General features: G+C 38.3%; 19 protein-coding genes and 1 other annotated feature. Of the genes, 4 read left to right on the top strand and 15 right to left on the bottom strand.

Features of this window, described 5'->3' with window-relative positions; translation table 11 throughout:
- Window positions 1–34: 34 nt before the first annotated feature.
- The 4 genes from pstB to ACNSTQ_RS13420 all read right to left on the bottom strand — a co-directional run bounded on the left by pstB (window position 35) and on the right by ACNSTQ_RS13420 (window position 3,876).
- A complete protein-coding gene (pstB, locus tag ACNSTQ_RS13435; protein WP_418200327.1) occupies window positions 35–850 on the bottom strand; it encodes a phosphate ABC transporter ATP-binding protein PstB in 816 nt (271 codons plus the stop codon).
- 64 nt (window positions 851–914) lie between these two features.
- Window positions 915–1,769 carry a phosphate ABC transporter permease PstA gene (gene pstA / locus ACNSTQ_RS13430; RefSeq protein ID WP_418200326.1) on the bottom strand — a complete coding sequence of 285 codons (855 nt, stop codon included), beginning with the start codon at window positions 1,767–1,769 and terminating at the stop codon, window positions 915–917.
- A complete protein-coding gene (gene pstC / locus ACNSTQ_RS13425) occupies window positions 1,762–2,763 on the bottom strand; it encodes a phosphate ABC transporter permease subunit PstC (RefSeq protein ID WP_418200325.1) in 1,002 nt (333 codons plus the stop codon). The genes pstA and pstC overlap by 8 nt, the downstream gene beginning before the upstream one ends.
- Before the next feature lie 105 nt (window positions 2,764–2,868).
- On the bottom strand, window positions 2,869–3,876 hold the full coding sequence (locus ACNSTQ_RS13420; RefSeq protein ID WP_418200324.1) for a PstS family phosphate ABC transporter substrate-binding protein: 1,008 nt from the start codon (window positions 3,874–3,876) through the stop codon (window positions 2,869–2,871).
- Between the two features lie 451 nt (window positions 3,877–4,327).
- On the opposite strand from ACNSTQ_RS13420, the gene ACNSTQ_RS13415 reads away from it, so the two are divergent.
- Entirely contained in the window at window positions 4,328–4,468 is a 141-nt protein-coding gene (locus ACNSTQ_RS13415; RefSeq protein WP_418200323.1) for a hypothetical protein, read from the top strand.
- 56 nt (window positions 4,469–4,524) lie between these two features.
- Here the strand turns inward: ACNSTQ_RS13415 and ACNSTQ_RS13410 are convergent, their stop codons facing one another.
- Genes ACNSTQ_RS13410 through mntA form a run of 3 tightly spaced genes read right to left on the bottom strand, consistent with a single transcriptional unit; the run spans window position 4,525 to window position 6,079 of the window.
- Window positions 4,525–5,259, bottom strand: coding sequence for an MBL fold metallo-hydrolase (locus tag ACNSTQ_RS13410; RefSeq protein ID WP_418200322.1), 735 nt, complete (start codon window positions 5,257–5,259; stop codon window positions 4,525–4,527).
- Between the two features lie 6 nt (window positions 5,260–5,265).
- Entirely contained in the window at window positions 5,266–5,679 is a 414-nt protein-coding gene (gene hepT / locus ACNSTQ_RS13405) for a type VII toxin-antitoxin system HepT family RNase toxin (protein ID WP_418200321.1), read from the bottom strand.
- Window positions 5,672–6,079, bottom strand: a complete 408-nt coding sequence (gene mntA / locus ACNSTQ_RS13400) for a type VII toxin-antitoxin system MntA family adenylyltransferase antitoxin (protein ID WP_418200320.1) — start codon at window positions 6,077–6,079, stop codon at window positions 5,672–5,674. Before mntA ends, hepT begins: the two co-directional genes overlap by 8 nt.
- Window positions 6,080–6,282: 203 nt before the next feature.
- On the opposite strand from mntA, the gene ACNSTQ_RS13395 reads away from it, so the two are divergent.
- Both ACNSTQ_RS13395 and ACNSTQ_RS13390 read left to right on the top strand, forming a co-directional pair.
- Entirely contained in the window at window positions 6,283–6,405 is a 123-nt protein-coding gene (locus ACNSTQ_RS13395; protein WP_418200319.1) for a hypothetical protein, read from the top strand.
- Window positions 6,406–6,408: 3 nt separating this feature from the next.
- A complete protein-coding gene (locus ACNSTQ_RS13390; protein ID WP_418200355.1) occupies window positions 6,409–7,041 on the top strand; it encodes a nuclease-related domain-containing protein in 633 nt (210 codons plus the stop codon).
- A gap of 385 nt (window positions 7,042–7,426) precedes the next feature.
- On the opposite strand, the gene rpmA is transcribed toward ACNSTQ_RS13390, so the two are convergent.
- The 4 genes from rpmA to ACNSTQ_RS13370 all read right to left on the bottom strand — a co-directional run bounded on the left by rpmA (window position 7,427) and on the right by ACNSTQ_RS13370 (window position 10,018).
- Entirely contained in the window at window positions 7,427–7,711 is a 285-nt protein-coding gene (gene rpmA, locus ACNSTQ_RS13385; RefSeq protein WP_026671451.1) for a 50S ribosomal protein L27, read from the bottom strand.
- Between the two features lie 14 nt (window positions 7,712–7,725).
- Window positions 7,726–8,055 carry a ribosomal-processing cysteine protease Prp gene (locus ACNSTQ_RS13380; protein WP_418200318.1) on the bottom strand — a complete coding sequence of 110 codons (330 nt, stop codon included), beginning with the start codon at window positions 8,053–8,055 and terminating at the stop codon, window positions 7,726–7,728.
- 11 nt (window positions 8,056–8,066) lie between these two features.
- On the bottom strand, window positions 8,067–8,372 hold the full coding sequence (rplU, locus tag ACNSTQ_RS13375) for a 50S ribosomal protein L21 (protein ID WP_216828788.1): 306 nt from the start codon (window positions 8,370–8,372) through the stop codon (window positions 8,067–8,069).
- Between the two features lie 14 nt (window positions 8,373–8,386).
- Window positions 8,387–8,464, bottom strand: a sequence feature (ribosomal protein L21 leader region).
- Window positions 8,465–8,518: 54 nt separating this feature from the next.
- Window positions 8,519–10,018 carry an Rne/Rng family ribonuclease gene (locus tag ACNSTQ_RS13370; RefSeq protein WP_418200317.1) on the bottom strand — a complete coding sequence of 500 codons (1,500 nt, stop codon included), beginning with the start codon at window positions 10,016–10,018 and terminating at the stop codon, window positions 8,519–8,521.
- Window positions 10,019–10,343: 325 nt separating this feature from the next.
- On the opposite strand from ACNSTQ_RS13370, the gene ACNSTQ_RS13365 reads away from it, so the two are divergent.
- Complete coding sequence (locus tag ACNSTQ_RS13365; protein ID WP_418200316.1) at window positions 10,344–10,733, top strand: response regulator; 390 nt, start codon at window positions 10,344–10,346, stop codon at window positions 10,731–10,733.
- A 72-nt stretch (window positions 10,734–10,805) separates the two neighbouring features.
- Here the strand turns inward: ACNSTQ_RS13365 and ACNSTQ_RS13360 are convergent, their stop codons facing one another.
- The 4 genes from ACNSTQ_RS13360 to nasC form a co-directional block, all read right to left on the bottom strand.
- Window positions 10,806–11,588 carry a M50 family metallopeptidase gene (locus tag ACNSTQ_RS13360; protein ID WP_418200315.1) on the bottom strand — a complete coding sequence of 261 codons (783 nt, stop codon included), beginning with the start codon at window positions 11,586–11,588 and terminating at the stop codon, window positions 10,806–10,808.
- 52 nt (window positions 11,589–11,640) lie between these two features.
- Window positions 11,641–12,435 carry a peptidoglycan DD-metalloendopeptidase family protein gene (locus tag ACNSTQ_RS13355; RefSeq protein WP_418200314.1) on the bottom strand — a complete coding sequence of 265 codons (795 nt, stop codon included), beginning with the start codon at window positions 12,433–12,435 and terminating at the stop codon, window positions 11,641–11,643.
- A 682-nt stretch (window positions 12,436–13,117) separates the two neighbouring features.
- The gene (gene cobA, locus ACNSTQ_RS13350) at window positions 13,118–13,915 is read right to left on the bottom strand and encodes a uroporphyrinogen-III C-methyltransferase (RefSeq protein ID WP_418200313.1); all 798 of its coding nucleotides are present in this window, start codon (window positions 13,913–13,915) and stop codon (window positions 13,118–13,120) included.
- Window positions 13,916–13,937: 22 nt separating this feature from the next.
- Window positions 13,938–16,103: an assimilatory nitrate reductase catalytic subunit NasC gene (gene nasC / locus ACNSTQ_RS13345; protein ID WP_418200312.1), complete on the bottom strand. Its 2,166-nt coding sequence runs from the start codon at window positions 16,101–16,103 to the stop codon at window positions 13,938–13,940.
- Window positions 16,104–16,164: the final 61 nt, after the last annotated feature.

Below are 16,164 nucleotides of genomic sequence, written 5' to 3'. Positions count from 1 at the left end.
GTGCGCGCCTTATCATTAAAGACACGCACCCCTCTTAACCGAAACGACCAGTTATATAATTTTCTGTACTTTCATTATTCGGGTTTGTAAAGATCGTATTCGTTTCATCAAATTCTACTAAATCACCATTTAAAAAGAATGCTGTTTTATCTGAAATACGCGCCGCTTGCTGCATATTATGGGTAACGATGATAATGGAATACTCTTCTTTTAACGATTGTATTAACTCTTCAATATTAGCTGTAGAACGCGGGTCAAGAGCTGAAGTAGGCTCATCCATTAAGATCACTTCGGGTTGAACCGCTAAGCAGCGAGCGATACACAGACGTTGTTGTTGGCCTCCTGATAGACCTAGCGCCGAATCATTCAAACGGTCTTTTACTTCATCCCAAAGTGCTGCTTCTCTTAAACTTTTTTCAACTAACTCAGCAAGTTTCTTCTTATTCTTTAGTCCGTGAACACGGGGTCCAAATGCTACATTATCAAATATTGATTTAGGAAATGGATTAGGTTTCTGAAAAACCATACCAATAGCACTACGTAATTCAACTAGATTGACGGATGGATCAAAAATATTCGTATCATGATAGATTACTTCCCCGCTAATTTTCACAACTGGTACTAATTCAATCATCCGATTTAAAGTTTTTAAGAAAGTTGACTTTCCACAACCTGAAGGGCCGATAATTGCAGTAACACCATTTTTAGGAATTTCCATATCAATATTCTTTAATGCTTGATCGTTTCCATACCATAAGTTAAGGCCTTTAACATCGAAGATATCTTCTTTAATCTCTGGCTTTTTAATATCATTTTCATTTGATTTCAGTACCGTTTCTATAATTGCCATATTTTCTTCCTCCCTTATTTTAACTACTTATGTGAAAAGAATTGTATTCCATCCCCAAAAGAACTTATAGCAGTTCATTTTTCTTACGATAATAGTTTCTAATTAATATAGCTGATAAGTTTAATAGAACAACCATAATAATTAAAACAAGTGCTGTTCCATATGCGATTGGTCTTACTACAGCCGTTTGTGCATGCTGCGTTGCCAGAATAAATAAATGATAAGGCAGGGCCATAAATTGATCTGTTACGCTTTGGGGTAATACCGGTATAAAGTATGCAGCGCCTGTCAAAATGATCGGTGCTGTTTCTCCAGCTGCTCGTGCGAGACCAAGAATAGAACCTGTTGCCATACCAGGAATTGCTGAAGGAAGAACAAGTTGACGAATCGTTTGCCATTTTGTTGCACCTAGAGCTAAACCACCTTCACGGAAAGAGGTTGGCACCGCCTTTAATGCTTCTTCTGTAGCAGTAATTACCCATGGTAAGACCATAATTGCTAATGTGATAGCAGCCGTAATTAAACCCGTACCTAATTTAAGCATAGATGCAAAAATAGCTAATCCAAATAGTCCGTAAACAATTGATGGAACACCTGCAAGATTTCGAATACTCATGCGGATCATTCGTACAATGGGTCCTTGTTTGGCATATTCATTCAAATAAATAGCAGCCCCTACTCCAACAGGAACTGAAATTAAAATGGTCAGTGATGCAACATAGAAAGTACCTACAATTGCCGGCCATATTCCTCCCTCGGTCATATTACTTCGAGGTCGATCAGTTATAAATGTCCAACTTAGAACATGCGCTCCATTACTTACAATCCAATAGAGTAATAGAAGAAGTGCCCCTATGGTCATCGCAGCAAAGAAACCGCAAATGGTAAACCATACTTTTTCTGTCATTTGTTTAGTCATTTTGCAGTTTCCTCCTCTGCTTCGAAATTAAGATATCTGCAACGAGGTTAACCACAAATGTAATCGTAAATAGAATTAATGCAGTGACGAACAATGCACTATAATGAAGACTTCCCCACGCAACATCCGATCCTTCAATCGCAATATTTGCAGTTAGAGTTCGAACTGAAGTTAGAAAGTCAGGTACTACAACTCCAAAAAATTCACGCAAAGGCATGTCAATTGCATTTCCTGCTGCCATGAGAACAGTCATCGTCTCTCCAACTGCACGACCAAAACCTAACATGCAACCTGCTACTATTCCTGACTTTGCTGCAGGTACAACAATTATCTTAATCGTCTCCCATTTAGATGCCCCTAAAGCATATGCCGCTTCACGGTAGTCTTTCGGTACACTTCTTAATGAGTCTTCAGCAATACTAATAATTGTTGGAAGAGCCATAACCGAAAGAATAACAGATGCAGTTAGAGCCGTTAAGCCATTAGATAAGTTAAAGATATTTGCAATGATTGGTGATAAAATAACTAAAGCAATAAACCCTAATACAACTGACGGGAAAATTGCTAGTATTTCAATAACCGGCTTTAAAAATTCCCGAACTCTTTTAGGGGCAATTTCTGCTATAAATATCGCAGTAAAGATCCCCCAAGGAATAGCAATAGCTAGTGCCCCTAGTGTCACCATAAATGAACCAATAATAAATGGAAGTGCACCATACCCTGCGCCTTGCGGTGATGAAGGATACCATCTAGTACCTGTTAAAAACTCCATTAATCCTACTTCTCGAATAGCTCCTGAACCTTCTCTTAAAAGGAAAAATAGTATCATTGCTAAAATAAATATAGCCATCATTCCAAATAGAAAAAATGCTTTTTCAACCAAATAATCCATAATATTGGACTTGAACGATCTCTGTGTTAACTTTTCTTTCGTTACGAGTTTGAGTTGATTTAATTTTTTACTGTCAGATGTCTTCTCAGCTTGCAATCCCACGGTTTCCCCTCCAAACCTTTTCATAAACATGTATTCTAGCAGCAATCACAACTATAGGAATTACCCTGTTTGGGCAATTCCTAAGCTATATGGTTTATTATTTAATTACCAATCGATACCTAGATCAGAATAAACTTTCTTATTACCTTCTTGGTATGCACCGATTTCAAAGAAGCCAGTTGCTTCTACTTGAGCTGTTGCTTCTGCATCTTGCAGGACCCAAGTTAAATAATGTAATACTAAACCTTCAGGACTACCGTTTGTATAGAAGAATAGTGGACGAGCAACTGGATAATCACCACTTGCAACGTTTGCTTTGTCTAATGGAGAAAAGTACTCTGAGTTCTCATCTAATGCAACTTCAAGTGCTGAAACGTTATCATCGACATAACCAACACCAATATAACCAATTGCATTTACTTCTTGTTCAATAGCTTCTTTAATTGCAGAAGTACCAGGCATAAACTTCGCACCAGCTCCAAAGTCTTCCGTTTCCATTACAACCTCATTAAAGAAGACATATGTACCTGAGTTTGATTGACGTGAATAAACAGAAATTTCTCCACCGTCTTCCCATCCAAGTTCAGACCAATCTGTAACTACTCCAGTAAAGATATCTTTAAGTTGACCAATTGTCATTTCTGTAATTGGATTTTCTGGGTTTACTGCTACTGCTACTCCATCCTGCCCTACAACAAACTCATGGACATCTACGCCATTTTCTGCTGCTAACTCAATCTCTTCTTCTTTTATTGCACGTGAAGATTGAGCGATATCCACATCATTGTTAATTAATGCTGTAATTCCAGTACCTGATCCGCCACCAGTTACGGCAAGACCAGCATCTTGATTTACATTATCCATGTAATATTCAGCTAATGCCTGTCCTAAGTTAACCATAGTATCTGATCCACGAATTTGTAATGTACCTGATGGCAACTCAGCCTCTTCGACTTCTTCAACTTCTTCAGTTGGAGTTTCGTTTGAATTATCTCCTCCTGTTGTTCCGCCATCGTTTGCTGTCGGCTCTGATGAGTTACCCCCACCACATGCTGCTAAAGCCATAATTGAAGCCCCTAGAACTACGGATAAAACTCTTCCTCTAAATTTCATCGTATTGCTCCTCCTTCTCCAAATCACACTTTTGTTTTTTGTGTTTCTTATGTTTCATTTCGATTACAAGTATAAAATTTGAATATTAAGGAATTCATGAGGAGGCGTTAACAAAACGTTAAACTAATATAAATATCCATTAATATTTGAATTAACAAAGCCTTACTTTACTTAATAATCCCATAATATAAAATCACTTAAAGCTAACGAAATGTTAATAATAATTGATATAACACCAATTTTTACTTTATGTAGCACTAACAGATTCAGAATATGTGAAAATATATGATGATTTGTAATTATCTATAAATTAGTTTGTCTTTCTTATATTTCCCACTTTTTTCTAGTATGATGGCAATATCACATCAGCTAAATGCTTTTGTGCAAGATCAATGTCACCATTTCGTGAGTTAATGATTTACAGGAAACTGAACTCAATGGAGGGATAATAATGAAGAAAAAATGGTTACTTACTTTAATGTCTGGCGCTTTAGCAATTAGTGTTTTAGCAGCGTGCGGGGAAGTTGATGAGGACTTTACAGAAGATCAAACCGATGACATACCAATTGAAGAATCTGAAACAACAGATTAATATCTTTTATCCATGTAAAAAGGGTGGAACTTTTGCCTCCACCCTTTTCTTATTCTTTAGTTTTCATATGTCCAGCCCGTTTTCGCTAGTTCTGCAGGACCTTGATAGTAGGCTTTTACTTGTTTGATTAACTGATTACGATCACCGAAGTGTGGTAAATGTGTTAATAACAGCTTTTTAGTATTTGCTTTTTGTGCAAGTAAACCGACGTCTCGACTGTTCATATGCCCTGCTGCCGTAGGGTCTTGATGCTCATAAAAGCTACATTCGGCAATTAGTAAATCACAATCTAAAGCAAACTGGTGCAATTCTTGAAAATAACTCGTGTCTGCTGTATATACAATTGTTGTGTTACCATCTGTTATTTTCATGGCAAAGCACGGGGCCGGATGTTTGGTTTTCAAAAAAGTAATTGTAAAAGGTCCTACATTTAATACTTTTTCAGGGTTATACGGAATGGCAGTGACATGCGGTTCATAAGAAAGCTGATTATATTTTTCTTTATCAAGTATATGTCCATAAACGGTAAGCTTTTTGTCCTCAGCTTTCCAGGCGTTATGTATGAGACGCGCATATTGGAGAACACCAATATCTGAAAAGTGATCATGATGGTAGTGTGAGAAGATTAATGCATCTAGTTTCTCAATTGGGCAATAGTTCTGAAGTTGACTCACTACCCCGCTTCCACAATCAATTAGTAATCGAAAATCATCTTTCTCAAGTAAATATCCACTAGATGCCTCCCCGGCTTCAGGAAAACCATGCCAATAACCAAGTACAGTAAACTTCATCCTGCTTCACTCTCCTTTATTCTGTATGATCGACTTTGTATATTGTTGAAAATCTGTTAAGTGATTATTTAAGATACTTTCTAAGATTGCTAAATTCACTTTTTGGTAATCGTGGATAGCTATATTCCTGAAACCAACCATTGCTTTCATTCTTTGATTTAAACTCTCACAAATGATTTTATTTCCATGCAAGACGTCAAAAGCTTCCCTGCTGGTTTGGGGGAGGCCTAACTTTTTTGTAGCGATTAAATGCATAGCAAGATCAATTGATGCTTCACATGCTCTTTGTATGTTAAGAATAATAGAATCTTGTTTCGTGTAATTCTTCAAGTTTTCTGGATTATTGGCATACTCTTCATTAATTCTTTTTAAACATCGTTCAATGACGGTTACTTTATTAATGATTACGTCATTATTCATATACGCTTCCACTCTCTTTTATTTGATCTATAATAGGTTTTCTTTCTTCATTCAATTTGGCATATTTTTTTAACGTAAGCATTTCAAATTCCTGCCGTGTTCTTTCATCAGAACAATAAATTAACTTTCCATAACCTACAATTTGCGCTTGAAACACAGTGGATGCTTGCTCGAGATCAACTAAGTCCACTTCTCTTTTAGTGATATCTGCTAATTGTTGAGCTAACATAAACCTCTCATAATGGGTTAGCTTTATTTTTGATAAAAAGGCAATATCTATATCGCTTTTTTCAGTTTGCGTACCTTTAGCAAAGGAACCAAAAATATAAATCATTGTAGGTTTGAGATGGTCTACAAGTTCATCTATTATCGCCTTTTCTATTTCTGATAGAGATTTCACTGGATTACCCACCTCTTTATTCTACTTTTCATCATGTATAAGTAATTAGCCTCTTATACATTAATTTCCTGCAAAGAAGAAAATTAATACTCTGATTGTGCTGATTATTGTCTGTTAGGTAAGAGTGTTTTTTCCTTGCTTGAGGATGGAATGTTGTTTTCTAAAATGAAAATGGAGTTATTAAATTTACTAGGAGGATTTAAATGATTATTAAAGCGCGAGAAGAACCATTAGAATTAAAATTGTGGCGAATTTTAGTGTCACGCATGAGGTTATCTGAAAATGATATAGGTTATTACCACAGTCTAGATAAAGGCTTTCAATGAGAGCTGCAGTTTGATTATTTAATAAGGAATTTAAGAAGTGACATATTAATTCTGAATGATTTATTATTTGAACATAACCATACGATATTTCAGATTGACTCTGTACTAATCACCGGTGAAAGCATCCTCTTAATTGAAGTTAAAAATTATGATGGTGACTACTATATGGAAGAAGAAAAGTGGTATTCACTAACAACAACGGAAATTAAACGCGAAGTTAAAAACCCCTTACTCCAGCTAAAACGAACTGAATCGATGTTTATTCAATTACTCCATCATCTAGGTTTTTCATCTAGTACATCCACTGTTAAATCACATCTAGTTTTCGTTAATCCAAACTTTTTCCTCTATCATGCACCGCTACAATTCCCTATTATCTTCCCCACACAAATCCAGCGCTTTATTAACAAGTTAGATGACATGAGGGCAAAAAAGAATATGGACATTTATCATAAATTAGCAGATGAATTAGTATCTATTCATATTAAAAATTCTCCATTGCTTTTTCCCGATCATCGTATCACCACAACAGCAATATACGACTGGTGTAACATCGTCCCAACTTATTCTATTAGAAAAATTCTCTCGAGACATTTCAAACTTATGGGACAAGGAAAGTCATCATACTATGTTTAAAGGAAAGAGCATCGGAATATGATTGCCTTATCATTGGTTACTGTATGGGTTATGGGTTGTCTTAGTTTTTCCGTTATCACGCGCATTCCTTTGCCTTTCGTTCACGCTTCCCCCTAGTTTTTTCCTCTAGTGCTCACGATTCGTTCTCTTTCGTTCACACTTTCTCCTAGTTTTTTACTTTATCGCTCACGATTCTTTCCTTTCCGTTCACGCTTTCCCCTAGTTTTTTCCTCTTGCGCTCACGATTCATTCCCTTTCATTCACACTTTCTCCTAATTTTTCCCTCTAGCGCTCACGATTACATCCACGAACCCTTTATGTTCTCCCCGCAAAAGCGAAAAAACCCGCTGAACTCAATTGAGTCCAACGGGTTTTTGTCACAGCATTATTGTGCTGCTGGGTATACACTTACTTGTTTGCGATCACGACCAACGCGCTCGAATTTCACAACGCCGTCTACTTTCGCGAATAACGTGTCGTCTCCACCTTTACCTACGTTTACACCTGGGTAAATGCGAGTTCCACGTTGACGTACTAGGATTGAACCACCTGTTACAGTTTGACCGTCAGCACGTTTAGTACCTAGACGCTTAGAGATAGAGTCACGACCGTTCTTTGTACTACCTACCCCTTTTTTACTTGCGAAAAATTGAAGGTTCATTTTTAACATTGAATTCACCTCCCCTAATTTTGGATTGTAATATGCTTGCTGTATTCTGCTTCAATTGAGCGTAAGGCTACGATCATACCTTCTAATAGAAGTTGTACTTTCTCATAGGTTTGTACGTCTAGTCCACCTGGGACCGTACAGCGGAGAAAGCCACCGTCGCCTTCTAAGTCAATGTGGGGTTCCACTTGACAAAGCTCTGCAATTGCATTGATCGCTCCAAAAGAAACTGCAGAAGCGCCTGCACAAACGATATCCTGACCATAAGGACCAGCCTCTGCATGGCCACTCATCGTAAATGAATGTATGTGTCGGTTTTCATTACGTTCTATTTGAACTGTAATCATCGTTTTACCTATTACGCGTTGATTTTTTCAATAACAACTTTTGTGTAAGGTTGACGATGACCTTGCTTACGACGGTAGTTTTTCTTAGCTTTGTATTTGTAAACAGTGATCTTCTTAGCACGACCGTGTTTTTCAACTTTAGCCGTTACTGAAGCACCTTCAACAAATGGAGCTCCAACTTTAACGTCGTTACCACCAACAAATAGTACTTTGTCGAAAGTCACTTGCTCATCTTCAGTGTTTAACTTCTCGATGTAAACCTCTTGACCTTCTTGTACTTTGATTTGCTTTCCGCCTGTTTCAATAATTGCGTACATGTACTTGCACCTCCTCGATTTCTAAGACTCGCCATTTGCAGGTAGCTACACGAATAGCTTTTAAAACCTGGTCTGTGCGGTTGTAGCTTTTGGGTGCTATCCAAATAACTAACAAAAGATATGATACCATAAATAAATGCTTAAAGTCAATGCTCTTTCCTTAACCGTTCAAGCTTATTCTTCGCCTCTTCCAGGCTACCCAAAAATGGAATTTCGTATTGTTGTTCTGTCATTTCTCGGTTTTCAAAAATAAGAATACGATAATGAAGTGCTTCTTCCAAACGCTTCAAATGCTCATCCTTATTTCCTCGCAACACTTGAGAAATATGCGGCGGTAATTCTAATACAAGTGCCTCATGATCCATCCCACGGTATTCCCATAATAACCGCTCCACATGAAAAGCTTGTGCTTCATTTGAGAGCACCGATCCTTTTCCTTTACAAGTAGGACAAACTTTCGATAAGCTGTCTTGTAAATTTTGTCTAATCTTTTTTCTCGTCATTTCCACGAGACCAAGTCCTGTTATCCCAAGAACATTCGTCTTCGTACGATCATTTTCCAATGCATTTTTAAAATAATTTAATACATCAATTTGATCTCGTTCTGACTTCATATCGATAAAATCGATAATAATGATCCCTGAGATATCTCTAAGTCTCAACTGCCTTGCAATTTCTTTTGACGCTTCAATATTTGTTCGTTTAATCGTATCTTGTAAGTCGCTTTTTCCAATAAACTTTCCAGTGTTCACGTCAATTACTGTTAACGCTTCGGTTTGATCGATCATAAGATAGGCACCATTTTTTAACCAAACTTGTTGTCTCAAGGCTTTGTCTAATTCTTTATCAATACCAAAGGCTGAAAAAATATTTTCTTTTCCTTGGTAAAAATGGAGTTTATCTTTTCTGTGCTCTCCTAGAAGGTCCACAATCCGTTTGTAATCATAAAAGTTATCTATATACACTGCATCTACTAGATCCAATGAAAAATCACGAACAATCCGTTCCATTAATCCGGTGTCTTGATGGATGAGAGCTGGTGGCTTGTCTTCTTTCTTTTCCTTCCAAGTGTCTTTCCAAAATCCTCGTAAAATACGAATATCTTCCTCAATATCTTCTGGTGTGGCCCCTTCGCAAACGGTACGGATGATTAAGCCTTCCTCATTTTCAGTAAGCTCTTCTCCTAATTTATGCAGTCTTGTTCTTTCTTCTTCCGAACGAATTTTACGGGAAACACCTATATAATTTCCATTTGGCATATAAACGACAAACTTACCTGGAAACGAAACAACACCAGATAGTCGAGGACCTTTTGTACCAAACCCTTCCTTTGTTACTTGTACGAGAAGCTCCTCTCCTTTTTTAACGAATTCACTAATATTCTTCTTCTTTTTTTCTTCGTCTGTTAAAGACAACTGCTGAAACGATAGTAAATCATCTCGGTATAAAAATGCATTTTTATCACGCCCAATGTCCACAAAAGCAGCCTGCATTCCAGGAAGAACGTTTACGACACGACCTTTATATACATTCCCGACAATTCGCTTTTCAACCGAACGCTCAATAAGTAACTCAACTACTTTATCATTTTCTAGAATAGCTGCTCGCCGTTCTCTTGTTGCCATATTAAAATATATACGATACAACTGCCATCACCAACTTCAATTTATATCTTCCTATTGTACTGTAATCTTCCCTAAAGTGGAAATTCGTTACTACAATTTTGTCCGATTTCTTCTATTTTTTCATTCATGTTACTTCTCAGGTGGAAAACTTGCTCCTATAAGATCGAAGCCAATACTCAAACTTAATTTAACTAAAAAGGAACGTTAAAAAACACCATCGTTCGATTTTTTTCTTTTTTAATTGTAAATTTTTTAATAAAGAAATTGCTATATTTTTTACAAAGAGTTAATATAAATTATAAATAGATTAATAATTATACATTTCTTTCATATTGCGGGAGGATTTATGGGTAGGAAACCGTTTATTTATTTGGTTGAAGATGAGCCGGCTCATGCAATGTTGATAACCTATCATATCGAAAAGCTTGGTTATGAGGTTGTCCACTATGATAACAGTCCTGATTTCCTTCGAGCTCTGCCAGACGATCTTGATTTTCTTATCGTCAGTGATCAATTAGCTGATATGGACGCTACAAAACTTTGTGAAGTAGTTCGTGAAAAAATAAAGAAACCAATTAGTATGATTGTTACTACTACTTTTGAGTCGAACGTAAATCACTGTGAATGTAATACTTTTATCACTTATTTGCAGAAGCCTTTTTCAATAGCAAATCTAAAAGAAAAGCTAAATTTCACACTCAAAAGTAATACTCTTACATACCAAAATGGCAATTAAAAACATAGATTAAGCAGACGATTTAACCTTCGTCTGCTTTTATTTTATTCGCTGTTTTCGTATACTTTATCCCTAAGAAATAAACACTTCCTTTAATTCACGGTCAAATGCTTTTTGATTAAAGTAAGCCTCTAGTAACATTTTCTCTGAGATACATTGCTTACGGTCAATTGTAATCGTATGTTGATGTCCACGACGAAACTGCTCTAATACTTGGCGAACTTTCATATTTTGATGCACTTGAAGCGAATAACGTTTTAAATGACGTTCTTCTAAGTAAAAACGATCCAATAGGAATCTCATAAAGATATAATGACGCTGTTTCCATTCTAAATAGTTAGCAATACATAAAAAGGTAAGAACGACCCAAAGATTTAAATGAAAAGGAAATAATTTCAGACTAATCATTCCTATAATTAGAATACCGGTTGTCGATAGTAATAATGTTAGTTTCTGTCCCTGCTTATAAGGTAGCTTATACGTACAGGCTAAATGTAACATACGACCGCCGTCCAGTGGCCAGATCGGTAGTAAATTAAATCCGAGTATCATTAAATTATGCCAAATAAAAAGCTGATGATCCGCCGTTGACCAAATTGGCGTTTGGACCAAAAGAAAAGATGCTCCAATCATCCAGAGGTGTTGTGCTGGGCCCGAAACAATGACAATCAACTCCTCGCGAAACGGTCGATTTGAACTTTCATTCATTTCAGCCACACCTCCGAATGGAAGCAACTCTACTTTTGAAATCCTCCATTTAAACCATCTTGCAGCAAATACATGCCCCATCTCATGAATAAACACGATCAAAAATACCATGATGACTTCTTTAAAATAGCCTGTAATGATCCCCATTCCCAGTACGAACCAAAATAGAGGATTAATTTTTATTTTTGAAAGAAGCGAATTATTCAAAGCTAATCACATCGTTTGGATCAATATAGTCTTCGCCTTCTTTAATGGATAAGTAATAAATTCCTTTTTCTGCTCCTTCACTAGCTGAAACTTTACCAACCGGTTTACCAGCTTCAATATGATCATATAACTTTACATCAACTGTCTCTAACATTCCATACCATGATTGTCCTCCGTCGTAATGCTGAATGGCAACGGTACGCCCAAGTCTTTCTTCTTCACCTACAAAAATAACAAGGCCCGATTTCACCGCTTCAACATTCGCGTCAATTTCGGTTTCTACTAATATCCCCGTACCGTTTTGTTGAAAGTTCTCACGAATTTGTCCAGTTGCCGGTACAGCATAGGCGACTGGCGGCGTTTCTTCTGTATCTTCAAGTGCTACGTCCATAGACATCGGTAACAGGGCTAGCGGGCGACCGAATTGATTTTCATACCAATCAGCAATAGCTGCAAATTGAAATTCTTGCTCATAAGACTGTTTGACGACTTGTCTCGCATTTTCAAGCTGTGGCATCCCACTATTGAACATGATGGCAACAAGTAAAAATAAGACAACTGCGATGAGTGATCTCATTAAAAACCAATCTTTTTGTTTCCACTTTTCATCCGTGGCCATTTTCTTTTTATCTTGGAAAACGTAAAAATCAGGCTCATCTCTCGATTCGTTATGGCGATCGTAAAAAACTGGTGCCGACCGTTCTCGTTCTTTTCGAGCCCCTTTCCCTTGAGCCTCTCTTCTTCTCGACTCTATTTGTCTCTTAATTTTATCAATTCGTTTAGACATCACATACCCCATCCTTTTCCCGACAGATTCTTCTAGTGCGTGTTCAAAAAGGAGGACAAAAAGATCCAAGAAGTTCGAGGCGGTGCAGTTGCGAGTACCACAGCGTATGCTATTAATACGTGAGGAACACAGCAACAAACCAACGAGCTTCCACAGGATGTGGTGACTTCGACGTTCCCACAGGACGTGGGGCTCTTAGTCGAAGGTCTTCTGCCACCAGAGATTTTTCCTGGACTTTTTGAACATCCTCTTCTAGTCTCGTCCCACTTTTTTACTCTATCTTATGACTTGTCCGTTCTTTATATGACATAAATCAAATGATTAAATGATTCATAGAAACAAGAAAAGCCCAAGCGCCCGTTCATCAACATACTTCCTGGAGCGCACCGTATGAGATAAAGGAAACACGGTGATCGTTAGTGTGTCGTTGTTGACTTATCGAAGGAGGTGAGCGAAGTCTCGCTGGGTGCTGGAGCTAGACAAGAAAAGTGCAAGGTGCCTGCTTATCGGCGACAAGCGCTGGATTACCAGCAATAAGTGTCTTGCTCTTTTAGACACGTTTGATGGACCGAAGCGACCTAGAGCCGATGGAACCTGGAGCTAGACATCTTCGAATTTTATAAGTTCTTTGCTCATAAAAAAAAGACACACGAATGAGTATGTGCCTTCAACAGTACCAAAGTTATCCAATATTCACTTCTTGCCAATTAGAGATAGAATCAGTCTGAATTTCTTCATACCATGCGAGCTTGTTCCTTAACTGAACGACCTCGCCGACAACAATTATTGCTGGTGACTTTATTTTGGCATTAGCGGCTTTTTCAACAATGGTAGCTAGGGCGCCAACGAGTGTTCGTTGCCTTTTCGTCGTTCCTTGTTCAACTAATGCGATTGATGTGCTAGGTGAGCGCCCATATGTGATTAGCTTTTCACATATTAATGAAAGATTAGATAGTCCCATATAAAATACGAGGGTATCCGAACCCATTGCAAGGTGGGGCCAGTTGATTTCTCGGCTACCTTTATCTGACCGCTTATGACCTGTGATAAACGTTACTGATGAACTATAATCCCTATGTGTCACCGGAATTCCGGCATACATCGGAGCAGAAATCCCTGATGTAATTCCTGGTATAAATTCAAAGTCAACCTGATATTCAGCACAATACTCAGCTTCTTCGCCTCCACGCCCAAACATACAGGGGTCGCCTCCTTTCAGGCGAACAACTTGTTTTCCTCGTTTCGCTTGCAGGACTAATATCTCGTTGATATGCTCCTGTGGAATCGTATGTTGATTGGGCATCTTACCGCAATATATGAGTTCGACAGTATGGCTCGCATAATTGATCAATTCCGGATTAACTAATCGATCATAGACGATGACTTCTGCGCGTTGAATTGCTTCTAAGCCTTTAATCGTTAAAAGTTTGGGGTCACCAGGTCCCGCACCAACTAGAAAAACCTTTCCTTTCGCTTTCATGTTATCTCCCCCTCTTTATTGATTAAATGACTACCGTTACTTGTGCAACCTTTTCTTTTATTGGTTGAACCGGACTGATTTTTACTGAACTGACTTTAAATTCCGGCATCCGACAAACGGGATCTAAAGCAGGATTCGTCACCCGGTTAATACATTGGAAATCCCCCCAATGAAATGGTGCAAATAGCGTGTCCTCGCGTATACTTTCAGTTACTTTACTCTTTACAATGACAGATCCTCTTTTTGACTCAATCCGAACTAATGTATCGTTTTCAATGTTATATTCTAAAGCTGTTTGTGGATGGATTTCTACAAAAGGTTCGTTTGATCGCTCGATTAGCTCCTGGCTTCTTCTCGTTTGGACCCCTGTTAAGTAGTGCTCCATTAAACGTCCTGTCGTAAGAATCAGCGGGTATTTCTTGGTCGCTTTCTCACTACGAATCAGTTCATGGCCCGTGTGGAATTGTGCACGACCGTCTGTGGTATGAAAGGATTTTTCGAACAGGCGTAAAGTTCCTTGGTGTGATGGGTCTGGGCACGGCCAGAATACACCTCCATTTTTAACTCGATCATACGTAATCCCGAAGTAATCTGCAGTTCCTCCTTTACTAGCTTGACGTAATTCATTAAATATGTCTTCCACTTTTTCATACGTAAAATATTGTTCTTTTCCTAATGATTTTGCGAGTTCACATATGATTTGCCAATCGTGTTTGACTTCTTTCGGTGCTTTTCGTTCGGCATGTCGGTAAACGACTCTGCCTTCTAAATTGGTCATCGTCCCTTCATCTTCAAGGTAAGAAGTCGTCGGTAAAATTAAATCAGCCATTCGAGCTGTTTCTGAAATAAACATATCTACTACGACTAAAAAATCTAGTTTTTCTAATGCCTTCTCTACAAAAATAGCATTTGGACTGGAGACGACTGGGTTAGAGCCCATTAAGAACAATGCTTTAATTTCTTGTCGATCGATTGTTTCAATGAGTTCATAGGCAGAAACACCTTTGCGAGGTAATTCACTTTCATCTACACCCCAAATGGCAGCAATATATTTTCGGTCAAGTTCATTTTCTATCGAACGATAGCCTGGGAGCTGATCGGCTTTTTGTCCGTGCTCCCTTCCACCTTGGCCATTGCCTTGACCCGTGATGGCACCGTACCCACACGCATGCTTACCAATCTTACCTGTTGCCAATACTAGGTTTAAAAAATGTCGAACGGTTTGATAGCCGTTCGCATGTTGTTCTACTCCTCTAGCAGTAAAAATCATCCCCGTCTCCGCTTGACCATATTGACGTGCTGCTTCTAGTATTTCTTCACTAGTAATGCCGCATTGTTTTGCAATTGTGGAAACGGAAAACTGATCTACCTGTTCTAGAACTTGCTCAAAGTCTCTCGTCCGCTCGGAAATAAAAGTTTCATCACAGTACTTTTCATCGACAAGCACTTTGAGCATTCCCATAGCTAGATTCGCATCCGTTCCCGGTTTAACTTTAATGTGCAGATCTGCAAATTTAGTGGTTGCTGTTTCTCGAGGATCTATCGCAATAATAAAAGCCCCATTCTTTTTCGCTTTGCGGAAGTACGGCATAATCGTTGGCTGGCATTCCGCAATGTTCGTTCCGGCTAGTATAATGCATTTTGCATCTGCTATTTCAGTCAGCTGATTCGTCATCCCACGGTCGATACCAAACGTAGCGTTGGACGCTGATGCTGCTGCACTCATGCAGAAACGACCGTTATAATCAATATACTTGGTTTGCAATCCAACTCTAGCAAACTTTCCTAGTAAATAGGCTTCTTCATTCGTTAACGAGCCTCCACCGTATACCCCGATTGAATCCTTCCCGTACTCCTGTTGTAATGACGAGAATTGTTCTGCGATCATCTCTAATGCTAAGTCCCAGGAAATTCGAACCCATTCTCCATCAATCTTATATAGCGGGTATTTCACACGCGCTCCATTAATCGCATGTTGATGAGCTTGAAGCCCTTTAATACATAGTCTGCCTTCTGAAGTTGGATCTTGTTTATTCGGTTTTACTTTAAATCGTTTTCGTTGAATGATATGCTCTTCAATAAGCTCCATTGAACATTGCATACTACAGTATGGACAACGTCCTTTCATGATCTGTTCGGAGCTTTGTTTTAGCTGTTTTTCACGAAAGTATTGAATTAAATCGCTCACTTCATAACACCCTCTTACTCCCCTAGTATAGATGGTTTCACAAGCTACTTATAAGAACCCT

The organism is Alkalihalobacterium sp. APHAB7, from assembly GCF_048323755.1.
GTDB lineage: Bacteria > Bacillota > Bacilli > Bacillales > Bacillaceae_F > Alkalihalobacterium.
This window is presented reverse-complemented; position numbering and strand designations above follow the sequence as displayed.

What these genes read in the sequence shown, in the direction of transcription:
- ACNSTQ_RS13410 (WP_418200322.1), bottom strand. Translation starts at nt 5,259, where the DNA reads ATGAAGTTTACTGTACTTGGTTATTGGCATGGTTTTCCTGAAGCCGGG.
- ACNSTQ_RS13355 (WP_418200314.1), bottom strand. Translation starts at nt 12,435, where the DNA reads ATGTCTAAACGAATTGATAAAATTAAGAGACAAATAGAGTCGAGAAGA.
- ACNSTQ_RS13415 (WP_418200323.1), top strand. Translation starts at nt 4,328, where the DNA reads ATGAAGAAAAAATGGTTACTTACTTTAATGTCTGGCGCTTTAGCAATT.
- rpmA (WP_026671451.1), bottom strand. Translation starts at nt 7,711, where the DNA reads ATGTTAAAAATGAACCTTCAATTTTTCGCAAGTAAAAAAGGGGTAGGT.
- ACNSTQ_RS13395 (WP_418200319.1), top strand. Translation starts at nt 6,283, where the DNA reads ATGATTATTAAAGCGCGAGAAGAACCATTAGAATTAAAATTGTGGCGA.
- pstB (WP_418200327.1), bottom strand. Translation starts at nt 850, where the DNA reads ATGGCAATTATAGAAACGGTACTGAAATCAAATGAAAATGATATTAAA.
- ACNSTQ_RS13365 (WP_418200316.1), top strand. Translation starts at nt 10,344, where the DNA reads ATGGGTAGGAAACCGTTTATTTATTTGGTTGAAGATGAGCCGGCTCAT.
- ACNSTQ_RS13360 (WP_418200315.1), bottom strand. Translation starts at nt 11,588, where the DNA reads ATGGGGATCATTACAGGCTATTTTAAAGAAGTCATCATGGTATTTTTG.
- pstA (WP_418200326.1), bottom strand. Translation starts at nt 1,769, where the DNA reads ATGACTAAACAAATGACAGAAAAAGTATGGTTTACCATTTGCGGTTTC.
- hepT (WP_418200321.1), bottom strand. Translation starts at nt 5,679, where the DNA reads ATGAATAATGACGTAATCATTAATAAAGTAACCGTCATTGAACGATGT.
- ACNSTQ_RS13420 (WP_418200324.1), bottom strand. Translation starts at nt 3,876, where the DNA reads ATGAAATTTAGAGGAAGAGTTTTATCCGTAGTTCTAGGGGCTTCAATT.
- ACNSTQ_RS13380 (WP_418200318.1), bottom strand. Translation starts at nt 8,055, where the DNA reads ATGATTACAGTTCAAATAGAACGTAATGAAAACCGACACATACATTCA.
- cobA (WP_418200313.1), bottom strand. Translation starts at nt 13,915, where the DNA reads ATGAAAGCGAAAGGAAAGGTTTTTCTAGTTGGTGCGGGACCTGGTGAC.
- rplU (WP_216828788.1), bottom strand. Translation starts at nt 8,372, where the DNA reads ATGTACGCAATTATTGAAACAGGCGGAAAGCAAATCAAAGTACAAGAA.